Annotated in this window: 14 protein-coding genes and 1 pseudogene; 12 read left to right on the top strand and 3 right to left on the bottom strand. The window is 68.9% G+C overall.

All coding sequences use genetic code 11. The annotated features are described in order from the left end of the window. Positions 1-569: 569 nt before the first annotated feature. Positions 570-797 (top strand): annotated as a pseudogene (locus tag ACRXBZ_RS06430) (IS982 family transposase); the annotation flags it as partial. Between the two features lie 57 nt (positions 798-854). Here the strand turns inward: ACRXBZ_RS06430 and ACRXBZ_RS06425 are convergent. After that, positions 855-1,496: a GntR family transcriptional regulator gene (locus ACRXBZ_RS06425; RefSeq protein WP_433878243.1), complete on the bottom strand. Its 642-nt coding sequence runs from the start codon at positions 1,494-1,496 to the stop codon at positions 855-857. Positions 1,497-1,628: 132 nt separating this feature from the next. Between ACRXBZ_RS06425 and ACRXBZ_RS06420 the strand changes: the two genes are divergently transcribed. From ACRXBZ_RS06420 to ACRXBZ_RS06395, 6 genes are all read left to right on the top strand, one after another. Continuing rightward, on the top strand, positions 1,629-2,816 hold the full coding sequence (locus ACRXBZ_RS06420; RefSeq protein WP_433878242.1) for a CaiB/BaiF CoA transferase family protein: 1,188 nt from the start codon (positions 1,629-1,631) through the stop codon (positions 2,814-2,816). Continuing rightward, on the top strand, positions 2,813-3,643 hold the full coding sequence (locus ACRXBZ_RS06415) for an HpcH/HpaI aldolase/citrate lyase family protein (RefSeq protein ID WP_433878241.1): 831 nt from the start codon (positions 2,813-2,815) through the stop codon (positions 3,641-3,643). The genes ACRXBZ_RS06420 and ACRXBZ_RS06415 overlap by 4 nt, the downstream gene beginning before the upstream one ends. Before the next feature lie 39 nt (positions 3,644-3,682). Next, entirely contained in the window at positions 3,683-5,026 is a 1,344-nt protein-coding gene (locus ACRXBZ_RS06410) for a TRAP transporter large permease subunit (protein WP_433878240.1), read from the top strand. A gap of 11 nt (positions 5,027-5,037) precedes the next feature. Beyond that, complete coding sequence (locus ACRXBZ_RS06405) at positions 5,038-5,301, top strand: hypothetical protein (protein WP_433878239.1); 264 nt, start codon at positions 5,038-5,040, stop codon at positions 5,299-5,301. 358 nt (positions 5,302-5,659) lie between these two features. Next, positions 5,660-6,289 (top strand): class I SAM-dependent methyltransferase, encoded by a 630-nt coding sequence (locus ACRXBZ_RS06400; protein WP_433878238.1) that lies wholly within the window; start codon positions 5,660-5,662, stop codon positions 6,287-6,289. Between the two features lie 61 nt (positions 6,290-6,350). Then, the gene (locus tag ACRXBZ_RS06395; RefSeq protein ID WP_433878237.1) at positions 6,351-6,851 is read left to right on the top strand and encodes an XdhC family protein; all 501 of its coding nucleotides are present in this window, start codon (positions 6,351-6,353) and stop codon (positions 6,849-6,851) included. A 404-nt stretch (positions 6,852-7,255) separates the two neighbouring features. On the opposite strand, the gene recQ is transcribed toward ACRXBZ_RS06395, so the two are convergent. Beyond that, positions 7,256-9,109 (bottom strand): DNA helicase RecQ, encoded by a 1,854-nt coding sequence (gene recQ, locus ACRXBZ_RS06390; RefSeq protein WP_433878236.1) that lies wholly within the window; start codon positions 9,107-9,109, stop codon positions 7,256-7,258. Positions 9,110-9,540: 431 nt separating this feature from the next. Between recQ and ACRXBZ_RS06385 the strand changes: the two genes are divergently transcribed. Continuing rightward, on the top strand, positions 9,541-10,692 hold the full coding sequence (locus ACRXBZ_RS06385; RefSeq protein WP_433878235.1) for an LLM class flavin-dependent oxidoreductase: 1,152 nt from the start codon (positions 9,541-9,543) through the stop codon (positions 10,690-10,692). Next, positions 10,689-11,315, top strand: coding sequence for an FMN reductase (locus ACRXBZ_RS06380; RefSeq protein WP_433878234.1), 627 nt, complete (start codon positions 10,689-10,691; stop codon positions 11,313-11,315). The genes ACRXBZ_RS06385 and ACRXBZ_RS06380 overlap by 4 nt, the downstream gene beginning before the upstream one ends. 24 nt (positions 11,316-11,339) lie before the next feature. Here the strand turns inward: ACRXBZ_RS06380 and ACRXBZ_RS06375 are convergent, their stop codons facing one another. Further along, positions 11,340-12,716: an RNA-guided endonuclease InsQ/TnpB family protein gene (locus tag ACRXBZ_RS06375; RefSeq protein WP_433878233.1), complete on the bottom strand. Its 1,377-nt coding sequence runs from the start codon at positions 12,714-12,716 to the stop codon at positions 11,340-11,342. 27 nt (positions 12,717-12,743) lie between these two features. Between ACRXBZ_RS06375 and ACRXBZ_RS06370 the strand changes: the two genes are divergently transcribed. The 3 genes from ACRXBZ_RS06370 to ACRXBZ_RS06360 all read left to right on the top strand — a co-directional run bounded on the left by ACRXBZ_RS06370 (position 12,744) and on the right by ACRXBZ_RS06360 (position 15,606). Beyond that, positions 12,744-14,123: a type I glutamate--ammonia ligase gene (locus tag ACRXBZ_RS06370; RefSeq protein ID WP_433878232.1), complete on the top strand. Its 1,380-nt coding sequence runs from the start codon at positions 12,744-12,746 to the stop codon at positions 14,121-14,123. After that, positions 14,120-14,263, top strand: coding sequence for a hypothetical protein (locus ACRXBZ_RS06365; RefSeq protein WP_433878231.1), 144 nt, complete (start codon positions 14,120-14,122; stop codon positions 14,261-14,263). Before ACRXBZ_RS06370 ends, ACRXBZ_RS06365 begins: the two co-directional genes overlap by 4 nt. 149 nt (positions 14,264-14,412) lie before the next feature. After that, complete coding sequence (locus tag ACRXBZ_RS06360) at positions 14,413-15,606, top strand: TetR/AcrR family transcriptional regulator (protein WP_433878230.1); 1,194 nt, start codon at positions 14,413-14,415, stop codon at positions 15,604-15,606. Positions 15,607-15,827: the final 221 nt, after the last annotated feature.

Genomic DNA, 15,827 nt, shown 5'->3' with positions numbered 1-15,827 from the left:
GCGCACGCGCAGGAGAAGGTGTGGTAGGCGATCGCCGATCCGGCGCAGCTGCGGGCGTGGTTCGTGGAGATCCGCCAGGTCGGCCGCCCAAGCTCAGCCACTCCGAGTGGAATCTCACCGTCCGGTGTTCGTCACGGTGGGCTGGTGCGATCACCCGGGCATCCGAGGACCAGTACCGGTTATCCCTGGGGTGCCTGGGCGCTCCAGAAAACCATTCAGGTCCTCAAGGCCCGGCTTGCCCGCGTCGGGGGAGCCCATCAGCGAAGAGACACCCGTGAGTGTTTTTGGGTGCTATGGCACCAACAAACGCTCACGGGTGTTCTTCCGCCACGCGAAGGCGGCCATCGGCAGACGTGCCCACCAGCATCGGTTGCGGCGGCGGACAGCGGCGTCGGCCAGGTGTGACCCGGACACGACCAGAGGATCGTGGCGCCAGATCTCCACGACCGTTCGGGAGATCACCGGATCAGTCCGGCTTCGGATGACGTGACCGATAATGGCCACTCACCCTAGGGACGAGTAAGTCCAAATTCCTGCGGGCATGAGGCGAGGGCGTCCATGATCCGTTTGTGAAGACTGACCTGGACACCCTCGTGCTCGCACTCTGCGTCAAAATCGACTGATGACCTGGCCGGTTTAGTGCGGCTGCCAGGTCGGCCACCCAAGCTCAGTCACTCCGAGTTACTGTGTCTGGCCGTCATGCAGGCGATGCTGGGCTTTCATAGTGAGGCCCGATGGCTGCGCTGCGCTACAGCGGCACACACCTGCGGCACCTGTTCCCCTACCTGCCCGGCCAGCCAGTCACTCGCTCGCTCACCGCCTACGATCACTGATCGTATTCAGACTTACTCGTCCTAGTGCTTCGAGTTCCGCTGGCCGACGCGGTAGGTGCCGGCGGCGCGGACGTGGTCGATCATGATCCGCTCCGCTGTCTCGCCGTCGCCCGCTTCAAGCGCGTCGAGGAGTTCGGCGTGGGCGTCCAGGTGGCGTTGGGCGTGCTCCGCGTCAAGCCAGAGAGACGCGTCGGTCGGCACCGGGTAGCTGTTGCGGACCGTGCGGGCGTGCTGGCCGAGGAAGGCCGGTCCGCCGATGTCGGCGATCGCCAGGTGCAGATCCTGGCTCTGCTCGCCGAGCCGGTCCCGGTTGCCGTCGGCGGCATCGCGCACCATCGACTCGTGCCGTTCGCGGAGCCGGGCGAGCTGCTCCGGGCCGATCCGGTCGGCGGCCAGCCGGGCGCCGAGACCCTCGACCACGGCGCGGACGTTGTAGTACTCGAACAACGCGTCGTCGCTGAGGTCGATCACGGTTGCCCCGTGGTGGCTCTGGTAGCTGACCAGGCGGTCGTTCTCCAGGCGGCGCAGGGCCTCCCGGACCGGGGTGATCGACACGCCCAGCCGCTGGGCGAGCGGGGCGGCCTTCAACTGGGTGCCGCCGGGGATCTGCGCACTGCGGATCTCCTGCAGCAGTACGCTGTAGACGTAGTCCGCCTTGCTCATAGGCGGCCTGTTCGGCCCTGACATCCCAAGCCCTTCGGCTAGTCGATCTGCGTCCGAGTATCCCGCATCGCCCGCGTAGCCAAGAATCGGCCGGCCTATTGACTTACAAGTTACATCTTATAAATTATCTCCATGACGAGTCTTAACGGGCTTCGGGTGATCGACGCCGCCACGCTCTTCGCCGGCCCGTCCGCGGCGATGCTGCTCGGCGACTTCGGCGCCGACGTGATCAAGATCGAGCATCCGCGGCGGGGCGACCCCTCGCGCGGCCACGGCGCGTCCAAGGACGGAGTCGGGCTTTGGTGGAAGACCCTCTCACGGAACAAGCGCGCCACCGCTGTCGACCTGTCCCGGGCCGAGGGACAGGCCGTGCTGCGGCGGCTGGTGGAGTCCTCCGACGTCCTGATCGAGAACTTCCGCCCCGGCACGCTGGAGCGCTGGAACCTAGCGCCGGCCGACCTGCTGGAGATCAACCCGCGGCTGATCGTCGCCCGGATGACCGGGTTCGGGCAGTTCGGTCCGATGGCCGGGCAACCCGGCTTCGGAACCCTCGCCGAGGCGATGAGCGGGTTCGCCGCCAGCACCGGCGAACCCGACGGCCCGCCGGTGCTACCGCCGCTGGCGCTGGCCGACGGCATCGCGGGGCTGGCCATGGCGTACGCGATCATGGTCGCGGTCCAGGCCCGGGAGCACAGCGGGCGCGGTCAGGTCATTGACATGGCGATCATCGAGCCCATCCTGGGCCTGCTCGGCCCGCAGATGACCGCCTACCGGGCGCTCGGGGTGACCCCGCCGCGCACCGGGAACCGTTCGAACAGCAACGCCCCGCGCAACACCTACCGCACCCGGGACGGTCGCTGGCTGGCGATCTCCACCAGCGCCCAGTCGATCGCAGACCGGGTCATGACGCTGGTGGGGCGGCCCGAACTGGCCGCCGAACCCTGGTTCGCCACCGGGGTCGGGCGGGTGGCGCACGTCGACGAACTGGACGAGGCGGTCGCGAGCTGGATCGCCGAACGCGACGCCGACGAGGTGATCGTGGCGTTCACCGAGGCGCAGGCGGCGATCGCGCCGATCTACGACGTGGCCGACATCGCGAAGGACCCGCAGTATGCCGCGCTGGGCACCTTCGTCGACGTGCCGGACGAGGAACTCGGCAGCGTGACCGTACAGAACGTGCTGTTCCGGCTCTCCGACACGCCGGGGGAGGTGCGCTGGCCCGGCCCTCCGCTGGGTCGGCACACCGACGAGGTGCTCGCCGAATCCGGTTGCACCGCAGCGGAAATCGACGAACTGCGCCGGGCGGGAGTCGTCGCGTGACCAACCCGATCAGCTGGTTGTACGTGCCCGGCGATCGCCCGGACCGTTTCGACAAGGCGGCTGCCAGCGGCGCGGACGTGGTGATCGTCGATCTGGAAGACGCCGTCGACGCCGGCCGGAAGGACGGCGCGCGGGCCAACGCCGTGGCTTACCTGTCCGAGCCCCGCAGCGGACCGGCGGTGCACGTGCGGACCAATGATCTCGCGACCCGGCGCGGCCAGGACGACCTGGCGGCGTTCGCCGAGGCACCGGGCCTGGCCGCGGTGCGGCTGCCGAAGGTGGAGTCGCCGGCCGATCTCGACGCGCTCGACGAGGTCTTCGGCGATCGGCCGATGCCCGCGTTCGCGCTGCTGGAATCCGCGCGGGGCCTGGCGAACGTGCACGACATCGCCGCGCATCCGCGCATCGCCGGGATCGCGCTGGGGGAGCAGGACCTCGCCGCCGAGCTGTCCATCGGCGAGGTCGCACTGGACCAGCTGCGGTTGCAGGCGGTGGTCGCCGCTGCTGCGGCGGGCATCGGGCCGGTGCCGATGTCGGTGTTCGCCAACGTCCGCGACGAGGCGGGGCTGCTCGACTCGTGCCGACGCGGGAGGGACCTCGGCATGTTCGGGCGAACGGCCATCCACCCGGCGCAGATCCCGTTGATCCGCAAGGCATTCCGACCCACCGAGGCGGAGGTGTCCCGGGCCCGGGCGGTGGTCGAGGCCGCCGATCGGGCCGAACTCGACGGCGTCGGTGCGCTCGTCCTGCCGGACGGCCGCTTCGTCGACGCACCCATCATCGCCAAGGCTCGCCGCGTCCTCGCGCTGGCCGGGGAAAACGCATAACACCAACCGGAACGCTCCACGATCAAAGGAGATCTCGTTGTGGGCGTAGCAATTTGGGCACTCGTCTGCTACATCGGCGTGATCGTCATCTGGAACGCCGTGCTGAAGCGCAACATCGGCGAAGCGATGCTCGTCGGATTCGCGGTGGTCTGCCTCTTCGGCGGCCGCGACGCGCTGGACCTGGCCTGGGCCGGGCTCGACGAGGCGATGTCCGAGGAAGTGGTCTTCGCAGCGCTCGCGTTCGTCCTGATGGGCTACCTGATGACCCGGCTCGGCCTCATCGACCGGCAGGTCGCGCTGCTGAACTCGGTGTTCGGCAGGCTGCGCGGCGGCTCGGCGTACGTGTCGACCTCGACCGCGGCGCTGCTCGGCGGCCCGGCCGGGTCGGGTTCCGGCATCGCCGCCTCGGTCGGCTCGGTCACCATCCCCTGGATGATCAGGTCCAACTGGCGGCCGGACCTGGCCGCCTCCCTGGTCGCCGGGAACGCGGGGCTGGGCATCTCGATCCCGCCGAGCTCGTCGATGTTCCTGCTGCTGGGCTCGGCCGCCGTGGCGCCGGTCCTCACCGCGGACCAGCTGATCGTGGCGGCCTTCGTCGGCGGCCTGTGGACGGTGCTGTACCGCTTCGTGGTGGTGTTCATCTGGGTGCGCCGCTTCCGTGTCCAGGCCATGGACGCGGCGGACATCACGCCGTTCCGCGTCGCGCTGCGCCAGGGGGCCGGCTCGCTGCTGGTCTATCTAGGCATCGCGATCCCGGTGCTGATGACGCTGGACATCGGCGCGGAGTACCTGGAGTCGCAGCTCGGCAAGGCGGCCGACGACATCAGCATCGTGGTCTGGATCCCGGTGCTGACCATCGTCGCGACGCTGCTGGTCGGCTGGAAACGCCTGCCGCGCACGGCGCGCGGCTGGAACGAGGTGCTCGGCGACATGGCGCCGCGCTACGCGGTCATCGGCGCGACGCTGTTCTTCGCCTTCGCTGCCGCGGGCAGCCTCGGGGAACTCGGCCTGGTGGACCAGCTCACCGCGATCATGAACGGCATCGACGCGCCAGTGTGGGTGATCGCCTCGCTGGTCGGCGTGCTGATCGTGATCATCGCCGCGCCGCTGACCGGCACGGCCACGATCGCCGCGGTCGGCGGGGTCGCGTTCAGCGCCCTGACCGGTGCCGGCGTCGCCCCGGCCGTGGCGGCGACGGTGATCCTGATCTTCGCCTCGACCGAGGGCGCCTCGCCGCCGGGCGCGGCGCCGATCTACATCGCCAGCGGCATCGCCGGCGTCGACCCGGCGCGCACGTTCGTCCGCCTGATCCTCTGGTTCGTGATCCCGACGTTGGTCATCGGCGTTCTCATCGCCACCGGCGTGCTGCCGCTGTTCGTCTAGGAAGGAGCCCCATGTCCTCCGAAACCTCGTCCGCCGGGAACCTGGCCCGCCGGATCACCATGCCGTTGTTCAAGCTCGGCTTAGCGGTCTTCCTGCTGCTGGGCGTCATCGTCGTCGGCGCGCAGGCCGTCGGCGTGGTCACGGCGAACGCCGGGCTCGTCTCGGGCGTCGTGGACGGCCTCGGGAAGGCGATGACCGTCGCCGCCGGAGTCACCGGCCTGCTCGGCTTCGCCATGTCGTACCTCTTCAAGTGGCAGAACGCTGGGGAGGACTGAACGGGCTGGTTTGAAGCGAACGGACCGCTGGCTTCGTTAGGTGAGGTAAATGGTCCGTTCGCTCCATTCGTTCCATGTGGGTCTTGCGTTGTTGGTTGAAGCGAACGGCCTGTTCGCTTCGTTAGACGGGACGAACGGTCCGTTCGCATCGTCTTGCGCGGCATCAGCGCTGGGGCCCCCAGGGAGTGCGCCCAGTAGCCCCGCCAGGTGCCGTACCGGGCGGCGAGATCGTTGCTCCGCGCATATTGTGTGTGCACTTATCGCCCACCACGGGGGCCGCGATGGGTGCTTGACTTCCAGTTAGCTCGAAGTTTCAAGCTGTCGTCGGCAGATCAGGCAGTCTTGAAGGGTTACGGGTATGGAGATTTCGGTGGACCGCTCGGTGTTCGACGCCGCCTATGAGGAGAACACCGCTCCTTGGGTGATCGGCGAGCCGCAGCCGGCGATCGTCGAGCTGGAGAAGGCCGGCGGCATCAGTGGCGCCGTGCTCGACCCCGGCTGCGGTGCCGGTGAGCACACGATCCTGCTGGCCAAGCTGGGCTACGACGTGCGGGGCGTGGACTTCTCGGCCCCGGCGATCGAGAGGGCCCGGGCCAACGCCGCCGACCAGCGCGTCGACGCCCGCTTCGAGGTCGCCGACGGGCTGCAGCTGACCGGAGGGCCGTACGACACCGTCGTGGACAGCGCGCTGTTCCACGTTTTCGGGCCGGAAGACCGGGAGAAGTACGTGCGCAGCCTGCACGGCGTGTGCCGACCTGGCGCGACCGTGCACGTCCTGGCGCTGGCCGACGTCGAGCGCGGTTTCGGGCCGCGCATCCCCGAAGCCGTGCTCCGCGACGCCTTCGGCGGCGAGGGGTGGCGGCTGGAGGAGATCCGGCTGACCACCTACCGGGGGGTCGCGCGGGGTGAGCGGGCGGAAGCGTTAGAGGTCGAGGACGGCGCGCACGTCGACCTGCCAGCCTGGCTGGCCGACGTCACCCGGCTCTGACGTCCACATCGGACCATCTTGGGGTGTGGTCCCGGCCGTGTGCGGCTGGCACACTGGGTGGATGACCGAGGATTCTGCGTGCGCGGTGGCGCACGGTGCAGTTCCGGACCCAGCCGCCGGTGGCCGCGCGCTGGTGGCGGTTTTCGCCTCGCCGGTGGCGGAATTCTTGCTGCGCTACGGCCGGGAACTCGGCTTCCGGACGGTGCTGGTCGAACCGGACGCCGAGCGCGCGGCCGGGCTCGACGCGGTTTCGGCGGTGCCGGACCTGGGGGCCGACGCGGACGTGGTGGTCACCGACCACCACCGCCCGGAACTCGGTCCGGTGCTGCGGGACGTGCTGAAGCGCGACGTCCGCTGGGTGGGCATCATGGGCAACCCGCGCCACGTCGGCCCGCACGTGGCCGCGCTCCAGGAGCTCGGCGTCCCGGCTGCCGAGATCGAGCGGGTGCACCGGCCGATCGGTCTGAACATCGGCTCCCGCACTCCACCGGAGATCGCCGTCGCGACCCTCGCGGGCCTGCTGGCCGACCGCAACGGCAAGCCCGGCGGCTTCGCCTTCTGAGCGCGATTCTCGCTAATCCCGGGGCGACGTGGTTATGCTCCGGGCGCCCTACGCCGTGGATGGTCCGGCAGCTGACCCCGGACCACAACAGTGAATCTCTGTTGATGACAGATGAGAGCCTGTCAGTACCCGTGGATAAGCTCACCCCGGTGCGGAGGTCAGTCAACTGTGGACGGTGCCGATGTTCCACACCGACGGCTGGTGCTTCCCGCGGGCGGTGACGGCGGCGGTGCACCACTGCCTGCGCAAGGTCCCCTGAGATGTCCACGGGCAAGCTCCAGAAGAACGTCCTCCGGGCCCGGCGCGGGCCAGGCCAGGGGCAGCGCCACGAGCTTCGTGAGCACTTTTCGGTGCTATAGCAGGCAGTCGTAGGAGCCCAAAGCACTCCCGAGGGAAATCGATGATCACTCCTCGGCGGCGAGGGTGTCGAGCACGGCCTGCCCGTACTTGGCGAGCTTCTGCTCGCCCACACCGCTGATACCGGCCAGTTCGTCCAGGGTGGACGGTTGCGACGCGGCGATCTGCCGGAGCGTGGAGTCGTGGAAGATGATGAAGGGAGCCTTGTTCTCCTCACGGGCGGTTGCCGCACGCCAGGCCCGCAGCCGCTGGAAGAACGGCTCGGCCTCCGGCGGCATGTCCTGCGCGGCCTGCTTGGGCGCCTTGGACTTGGTGGCCGGGGCGGCGACGCGCTTGGGTTCGGTGCGCAACATGACCTTGCGCGGGTCGTCCCGGCGCAGCACCTCGCCGCTGGATCCGGTGAGCATCAGCGTGCCGTAGTCGCCTTCCACCGACAGCAGGCGCTGGGCCAGTAGCTGGCGGATCACGCCGCGCCACTCGTTGTCGCTCAGGTCGACGCCGATGCCGAACACGCTCAGCGAATCGTGCCGGAACTGCTCGACCTTGGCGGTCTTCTTGCCACGCAGGATGTCGATGATCTGGCCGGCACCGAACTTCTGGTTGCGTTCGCGGTCCAGGCGAACCACGGTCGACAGTAGCTTCTGCGCCGCGACCGTCCCGTCCCACGACTCCGGCGGAGCCAGGCACGTGTCGCAGTTGCGGCAGGCCCCTGGAGCGTCCTGGCCGAAGTACGCAAGCAGCTGTGTGCGGCGGCATTCGACGGTCTCGCACAGGGCCAGCATCGCGTCCAGGTGCCGCGACAACGTGCGGCGATGTGCGCCCTCGCCCTCGGAGAGCTCGATCAGCTTGCGCTGCTGCACCACGTCTTGGAGGCCGTAGGCCATCCAGGCGGTCGAGGGCAGCCCGTCGCGGCCCGCGCGGCCGGTCTCCTGGTAGTAGCCCTCGACCGACTTGGGCAGGTCGAGGTGCGCGACGAAGCGCACGTCGGGCTTGTCGATGCCCATGCCGAAGGCGATGGTGGCGACCATGACCAGGCCGTCCTCGCGCAGGAACCGAGCCTGGTGGGCGGCGCGGACCTCCTTGTCCAGGCCCGCATGGTAGGGCAGCGCGTTGATCCCGTTGGCCACCAGGAACTCCGCGGTCCGCTCCACCTCGGCGCGGGAGAGCCGGTAGACGATGCCCGCCTCGCCGGCGTGCTCGGTGCGCAGCAGTTGCAGCAGCTGCTTCTTCGGATCGTTCTTCGGCACGATCCGGTACTGGATGTTCGGCCGGTCGAAGTCGGCGACGAAGTGCCGGGCCCCGGTCAGCTCCAGGCGGGTGGCGATCTCCTTGCGGGTCGCCTGGGTGGCGGTGGCGGTCAGCGCGATGCGGGGGATCGACGGCCAGCGCTCGTGCAGCACCGAAAGCGCCAGGTAGTCGGGGCGGAAGTCGTGGCCCCACTGCGCGACGCAGTGGGCTTCGTCGATGGCGAACACCGAAACCTTGCCGCGGTCGAGCAGGTCCAGCGTCGAGTCCAGCCGCAGGCGCTCGGGCGCCAGGTAGAGCAGGTCGAGGTCGCCGGAGACGAACGCGTCCTCGGTCTGCCGGCGCTGCTCGTAGTTCTGGGTGGAGTTGAGGAAACCGGCCCGCACGCCGAGCTCGTTGAGCGCGTCGACCTGGTCCTGCATCAGCGCGATCAGCGGCGAGACGACGACGCCCACACCGGGGCGCACCAGCGACGGGATCTGGTAGCACAGCGACTTGCCACCGCCGGTGGGCATCAGCACGAGAGCATCGCCACCGCCGATGACGTGATCCACGATCTCCTGCTGGGAGCCGCGGAAGGAGTCGTAGCCGAACACCCTTTGCAGAACCTGATGGGCGTCAGTCACCTCAAGATCGGGGGAAGCCACGGCGCGCATTTTAGATCCTGTCTCCGAACTCGTTTTGCGTGGCGGTGCGTGGCGGAACCTCTGACGCCGTCTGGCCTCCAGGATCCCCGATTTGTGCATGTCCAATACGCGGCATCGGGGGCTGGCCTCGCCAAGAGCCCCGACGGGGTGGGCACAGTCTGAGAACCCGCGGCGGTGCGAGTTGCTCGGGTGGGCTAAGCGGCTGCGCCGCTTCAAAGACGAAGCCAAGGCAGGTTGTAGCAGCACCCCGGACTGGAAGCGGGCCCCTGCGGGCCCGACATGCGTCGGTGTGTCGGTGCGAGCGCCGGGATTTGGTGTGACGTACGTCCCGTCGGGGGTGATAGGGCACGCACGCGGAATAACTCGCGAGGCAGAATCGTTCGTGGAAGTAGTTGAATCCCATATTAAATGGGCGGGATCTGGCCAGCGAGGGAGTTCACATGCAGTTCGGGATCTTCACGATCGGTGACGTCACCACCGACCCGACCACCGGCCGCACGCCCTCGGAGGCCGAGCGGATCAAGGCCATGGTGCGGATCGCGCTCAAGGCGGAGGAAATCGGGCTTGACGTCTTCGCCACCGGCGAACACCACAACACGCCCTTCGTGCCGTCCTCGCCGACGACCATGCTCGGCTACGTCGCGGCCCGCACCGAGCGGCTGATCCTGTCCACCTCGACCACGCTGATCACCACGAACGACCCGGTCAAGATCGCCGAGGACTTCGCGATGCTGCAGCATCTGGCCGACGGCCGGGTCGACCTGATGATGGGCCGCGGCAACACCGGGCCGGTGTACCCGTGGTTCGGCCAAGACATTCGCCAGGGCATCCCGCTGGCCATCGAGAACTACCACCTGCTGCACCAGCTGTGGCGGGAAGACGTGGTCGACTGGGAGGGCAAGTTCCGCACCCCGCTGCAGTCGTTCACCTCGACCCCGCGGCCGCTGGACGGCGTGCCGCCGTTCGTCTGGCACGGCTCCATCCGCAGCCCGGAGATCGCCGAGCAGGCCGCCTACTACGGCGACGGCTTCTTCCACAACAACATCTTCTGGCCCAAGGAGCACACCCAGCGGATGGTCGGGCTGTACCGGCGGCGGTTCGAGCACTACGGGCACGGCTCGGCGGACCAGGCGATCGTCGGCCTCGGTGGCCAGGTGTTCATGCGCAAGAATTCCCAGGACGCGGTCCGCGAGTTCCGGCCGTACTTCGACCACGCGCCGGTGTACGGCGGCGGGCCGTCGCTGGAGGAGTTCACCGAGCAGACGCCGCTGACGGTGGGCAGCCCGCAGGAGGTCATCGACCGGACGCTGGGCTTCCGCGAGTACGTCGGCGACTACCAGCGCCAGTTGTTCCTGATGGACCACGCCGGGCTGCCGCTGAAGACCGTCCTGGAACAGCTCGACCTGCTCGGCGAGGAGGTCGTTCCGGTGCTGCGCAAGGAATTCGAGTCGCTGCGGCCCGCGCACGTGCCGGACGCCCCGACGCACGCGTCGCTGCTGGCCGCGAAGGAAGCGAAGAAGGCGGAGGCAGCGACGAAGGCGGAGGCAGCGAAGAAGGCGGAGGCAGCGACGAAGGCGGAGGCAGCGAAATGAGCGAGCGGAACCTGGTGGTGGTCTCGGCGGGCCTGAGCCAGCCGTCGTCGACCCGGCTGCTGGCCGACCGGCTGGCCGCGGCGACCGGCCGCGCGCTGGCCGAGCCGCCACGGATCGAGGTCGTGGAGCTGCGCGACCACGCCAAGGACGTGGCGAACAACCTGGTCACCGGCTTCCCTGGCGGTGAGCTGCGGAAGGTGCTCGACCAGGTGGCCGCGGCCGATGGGCTGATCGCGGTGACGCCGATCTTCCAGGCGTCCTACAGTGGGCTGTTCAAGTCGTTCTTCGACGTGGTGGACAACGAATCACTGTTGGGCAAGCCGGTGCTGATCGGCGCTACCGGCGGGTCCCCGCGCCACTCGCTGGCGCTGGAGCACGCGATGCGCCCGATGTTCAGCTACCTGCGGGCGGTGGTGGTGCCGACGGCGGTGTACGCGGCGTCGGAGGACTGGGGTTCGTCGGGCGACGGCGCGGCCCTGGCCGACCGGATCGACCGCGCGGCGGGCGAGTTCGCGGCCCTCGTCGACCGCCGTCCGGCCCCGTCCCGCCCAGATGCCTTCGACGATCCGTTCCCAGAACCAGAAGTCAACTTCTCGGCCCTGAGGGGCCGAGCGTGCGGCTAGCTGAGGCTGCCGCATCTTGATCGGCTATGTGCCGACCGGGACGCGTGACTGACGCCCCGCGTTCCACACAGCATTGCCCCGCTGGGCGATGTTGCGGGAAGCGTTGCGGTCGGCGTGCTGAGCGTGGCCGCACGACCGGCAAGTGAAGGACCCCTGCGACACACGGTTTCTCTTGTCCGTGTACCCGCACTCGGCGCACATCTGTGATGTGTACGCGGGATCGACGTGGACCACCGGCACCCCGGCCATGGCGGCTTTGTAGACGATGAACTGCCCAAGCTGGTCGAACGACCAGGAGTGCAGCGTGACCCGCTCAGGCTTACGGAGCCGTACCCGGTCGCGGATCCCCTGGAGCTCTTCCAGGGAAATGCCGCGTCCGGTGCGCTTGGCCTCGGTCACGATCGTCTTCGAGATGCAGTGGTTGATGTTTGTGACGTGTCGCGCTTCCTTGCGGGCACGGGCCTTGAGCCGCCGCTTGGCGGCCTTGGTTTGCTTGGCTTGAAGCTTGGCGCGCAGGGCGATCTGGCGTTTGCGGTGCCGGTTGAGGCCACGCCCCGCCGCTGTGTAGCCGCTGCTGGTGGTGGCGATGTTGACGATGCCGAGATCCACACCGATGAACCCGGTCGGCTCGTACCGTTCGGTTTCGGGGATGTCCACAGTGACGGCAAGCAACCACATGCCGTCACGGCGCATCAGGTCACACTCGCCCCGCTTGAACCGGGCGAGTTTCGCAAGGTCGGGTTCGGAGCCGGTGAAGGGGATGTTTTTCATCCGCCCGTCAACGGTCCACAGGGAGATGGTCTTTTTCTCCAGTGCGAAGGACAGATTCCGTGCGTCGTAGGGGTGCGCGCTGTCCGGGCGGAAGGCGATGGGCTTCGACTCCGCTTTGATGCGGCGCTGGGATCCTTGTTTGCCGAGGTTCCCGGCTTTGATGTTGGCCTTCAAGGTTGCGTAGGCGTCGCAGACCTTTTTGATGATGTGCTGCGCGGCCTGCGATCCGATCCCGGCTTCGCGGAGGTCGTTGTAGGTCAGTGTGCGCAGGTCGTAGTTGCGCTTCACATCGCGGTCGAAAGCGACCTCGGAGACCTTATTCGCGTGCTTGTTGAGTGCGTACAGGGTCGACTCCAGCACGGATACCTGCCTGGCATCCGGCTCAAGCTTCACCTGCACGACAATCTTCATACGATCCACGTTACCACGTAGATCGTTTGAAAAAGTGCCGGTCGTGTTCCGCGATTCCTCCCGGCCCTGAAGAACCCGGGTTCCTCGCTTGAAGATGCTGAACCAGGTCGGAGTGGAGGGCGCCTCCCGCCAAATTACCGGGCAAACGACGCCCTCCGACCTTTGCTTTGGCGCTGGCGGGGGGAATCTGCTTTCCGCGCGTCGGTAATGGCTGCCCATCGCCCGGAATCCCGATACTGTCACGGCATGGGTGCGGAGCGGATTCCGGGGGACGAGCGGACCGGGTTGGCCGGCGACGTCGCGAGGTTGCGCGGCGAGGGCGTCGAAATGGTCGAGATGTCCTTTGTGGACAATGCAGGGATCGTCCGGGTCAAGGGGGTTCCGCTGGACCGGTTGGCCGCTGCGGCGCGGTACGGCGTCGGGGCCTCGCCGTGCTTCGAGACTTTCACCTTTGACGACGCGATGGTGCGAGGCCGCTACCTCGGTGGACCGGACGGCGACCTGCGGCTGGTGCCCGACCTCGACCGGCTGGTGCGGCTGGCGGCGCTACCGGGCTGGGCGTGGGCGCCCGCCGACAAGTTCGGCCAGGACGGGCAGCCGTTCGTCGCCTGCCAGCGGGCGTTCGCGACTCGCCAGGTACGGGCCGCCGCGGATGCCGGACTGACCGCCCTCGCCGCCTTCGAGCACGAATGGGTGCTGGGTGCACCCGGCGCAGCCGAGTTCGTCCCGGCCTTCACCGGGCCCGGCTACGGCCAGGTGCGCCTGGAGGCGACGGCCGACTACGCGCTCGAACTGGTCGCCGTGCTGCGCGAGCAGGGGCTCGACGTGCAGCAATTCCACCCCGAATACGCGCTCGGCCAGGTCGAGTTGTCGGTGGCAGCCAAGGATCCGCTCGGTGCCGCCGACGACGCCCTGCTCGTGCGGCACACCGTGCGCGCGGTCTCGCGCCGCCACGGCTGGCGCGCGAGTTTCGCGCCCTGCCTGGTGCCCGGCGGTGCGGGCTCCGGCGCACATCTGCACCTGTCCGTGCACGGTGCGGACGGCAACCTGCTCGCGGACGGCCCGGGGCGCTACGGCCTGCGGCCTCCCGGGGAGGCGTTCCTGGCCGGTGTGCTGCGGGAACTTCCCGCGCTGCAGGCGATCGGCGGCGGCAACCCGGCGAGCTTCCTGCGGCTGGAGCCGTCTCGCTGGGCCGGGGTGTGGCAGGTGTGGGGCAGGGAGACGCGGGAGGCGGCGGTGCGGCTGATCACCGGCACAACCGGCACCGAGCAGTGGGCCGCGAACGCCGAGGTGAAGTGCTTCGACGCCACCGCGAATCCGTACCTGATCGTCGGCGCGGTGCTGGCGGCGGGGCTCGCGGGCGTTCGCGAGGAGCTGTGGCTGCCCGCGGAGATCACCGGCGACCCGGCGGCTCTGTCCGACGACGAACGCGCTGCGGCGGGAATCAACCGGCTACCCACGAACGCGGCGGAAGCGGCCGATGCGTTGGAAGCATCAGCGGTGCTGGCCGACGCGCTGGGCAAGGAACTGCACGACGCGATGCTCACGGTTCGCCGAGCCGAGGCGGAGCGATTTGCCGATACCTCTCCCGAGGAGCTAGCCGCGCTCACCCGCTGGCGTTGGTGATCGGGAAAGCGCGCCGCGCGCCCTCGGCTCAGAATCTCCCGGCGTTCACCGCGTTCACCGCGTTCACCGCGTTCACCGCGTTCACCGCGTTCACCGCGTTCACCGCGCAGGAGCAGGCCGGTTCCGTCGTGCCCTCGTGAGCGCTTCGCCGCAGCGGTGGAAAACCGTTGCCGGACGGTGGTTTCGCGCCGGTGATCTCCGGTGGGGGGTGTCCGCCATGCAGCGCTGACGTCGGCCGAACGCGGTGCGCAAGTATGCTCGCTGTGCTGGGCGAACAGGGGAGGCGGCGATGGCTGAGGTGACCAATCCACCTGCTCGCAACACGCGCCCCCGCAACCGCCGGGCGCTGATCACCGCGGCGGCCGCGGACCTGTTCTACCGGCTCGGCTACGCGCGGGTCGGGATGAGCGACATCGCCGAGGCCGTCGGGGTCGGGTCGTCGGCGCTGTACCGGCACTTCGCGGGCAAGCAGCAGCTGCTCACCCGGGTCGTGCTCGACGAGCTCCACCCGTTCAGCTCGATCGCCGCGCAGGTGGCCGACCGGGACCTCGACGAGGTGGTCGCGCAGCTCGCCGCCGCCGCGCTGGACCACCGCCAGCTGGGCGTGCTGTGGCAGCGCGAAGCCCGGCATCTGCCGGACGAGCAGCGCGACGTGCTGCGCGAGGAGCTGCGTGGCGTCGCCAGCGGGCTCGCCGAGGTGGCGCGCGCCTTCCGGCACGAGCTGACCGGCGAGGACGCCCGGTTCCGCGCGTGGTGCATGTTCAGCGTCCTGACCAGCCCGTCCTACCACCAGGTGGACCTGTCCCGGCGCGAGTTCGAGCAGCTGCTGCGGGCCATGGTGGTCGTCATCGGGACGCAGCCGCCACAGCGGTTCGCCGACCACCGCGCGCCCGACTCCGACCAGCGGTCCGCCCTGTTCGCCGGGCGCGCCTCCCGGCGCCGGCTGCTGCTGTCCGCGGCGATGCGGCTGTTCTCCGACGCCGGCTACACCAAGGTGACGACCGAGGACGTCGGCGCGGCGGCGGGCATCGCCGGGCCCAGCCTGTACAACTACTTCGCCAGCAAGCAGGAACTGCTCGGCACCGTGATCACCCGCGGCAACGCGTGGCTGGAGGTCGAGCTCGAACGGATCCTGGCCAACACCCCGGCCGCCGACGACGCGCTGCGCGAGCTGCTGCGCTCCTACATCACGTTCGCCTTCGACCACGGACGGTTCATCGACATCCTGGTCAGCGAGGTCAACCACCTGCCGGATGCGGAACGGCACCGGGCGCGGCAGACCCAGCACGCCTACGTGGCCGAGTGGGTCGGGCTGCTGTGCGAGGCGCGGCCGGAGCTCGACCCGGTGCGTTCCCGGATCCTGGTGCAGGCGGCGTTGACGGCGGCCAACGACATGGCTCGCACCGGCTCGGTCCGCGACGTCGATGCGCTGTCGCGGATCGGGGCGGCGCTGATGCTGCACACCCCGGCCTCGCCCATGTGATGGACCGCATGGGCTGCTACCGGCTATTCACTTAAGCATCATCCCTGCAGGAGGCAGGTTTGTATGAGTCGGTGATGGGCTAGGGATTGCTCACTTCGAAATTGACTCGAAGGGCGGGCCGAACTACGCTCCGTGAAGAGTTGGTCTGCCCCCGCGTGTGCGTGCCCAGCGCTAGAGAGACCGGTTGGCCTCGTGCGCCGCGTGATGACTCGCGTCCGAGC

Origin of the sequence: Saccharopolyspora hattusasensis (assembly GCF_050972075.1) — a bacterium.
In the GTDB taxonomy this organism is placed as follows: Bacteria; Actinomycetota; Actinomycetes; order Mycobacteriales; family Pseudonocardiaceae; genus Saccharopolyspora; species Saccharopolyspora hattusasensis.
Note: the sequence above shows the minus strand (reverse complement) of the source record. Positions and strands in the feature narration are given on the sequence as shown.

Excerpts from the sequence above, each read along its gene's own strand:
- recQ (WP_433878236.1), bottom strand. The coding sequence starts at position 9,109 with ATGCGCGCCGTGGCTTCCCCCGATCTTGAGGTGACTGACGCCCATCAG.
- ACRXBZ_RS06375 (WP_433878233.1), bottom strand. The coding sequence starts at position 12,716 with ATGGGCAGCCATTACCGACGCGCGGAAAGCAGATTCCCCCCGCCAGCG.
- ACRXBZ_RS06400 (WP_433878238.1), top strand. The coding sequence starts at position 5,660 with ATGGAGATTTCGGTGGACCGCTCGGTGTTCGACGCCGCCTATGAGGAG.
- ACRXBZ_RS06425 (WP_433878243.1), bottom strand. The coding sequence starts at position 1,496 with ATGAGCAAGGCGGACTACGTCTACAGCGTACTGCTGCAGGAGATCCGC.
- ACRXBZ_RS06395 (WP_433878237.1), top strand. The coding sequence starts at position 6,351 with ATGACCGAGGATTCTGCGTGCGCGGTGGCGCACGGTGCAGTTCCGGAC.
- ACRXBZ_RS06405 (WP_433878239.1), top strand. The coding sequence starts at position 5,038 with ATGTCCTCCGAAACCTCGTCCGCCGGGAACCTGGCCCGCCGGATCACC.
- ACRXBZ_RS06380 (WP_433878234.1), top strand. The coding sequence starts at position 10,689 with ATGAGCGAGCGGAACCTGGTGGTGGTCTCGGCGGGCCTGAGCCAGCCG.
- ACRXBZ_RS06360 (WP_433878230.1), top strand. The coding sequence starts at position 14,413 with ATGGCTGAGGTGACCAATCCACCTGCTCGCAACACGCGCCCCCGCAAC.
- ACRXBZ_RS06385 (WP_433878235.1), top strand. The coding sequence starts at position 9,541 with ATGCAGTTCGGGATCTTCACGATCGGTGACGTCACCACCGACCCGACC.
- ACRXBZ_RS06420 (WP_433878242.1), top strand. The coding sequence starts at position 1,629 with ATGACGAGTCTTAACGGGCTTCGGGTGATCGACGCCGCCACGCTCTTC.
- ACRXBZ_RS06370 (WP_433878232.1), top strand. The coding sequence starts at position 12,744 with ATGGGTGCGGAGCGGATTCCGGGGGACGAGCGGACCGGGTTGGCCGGC.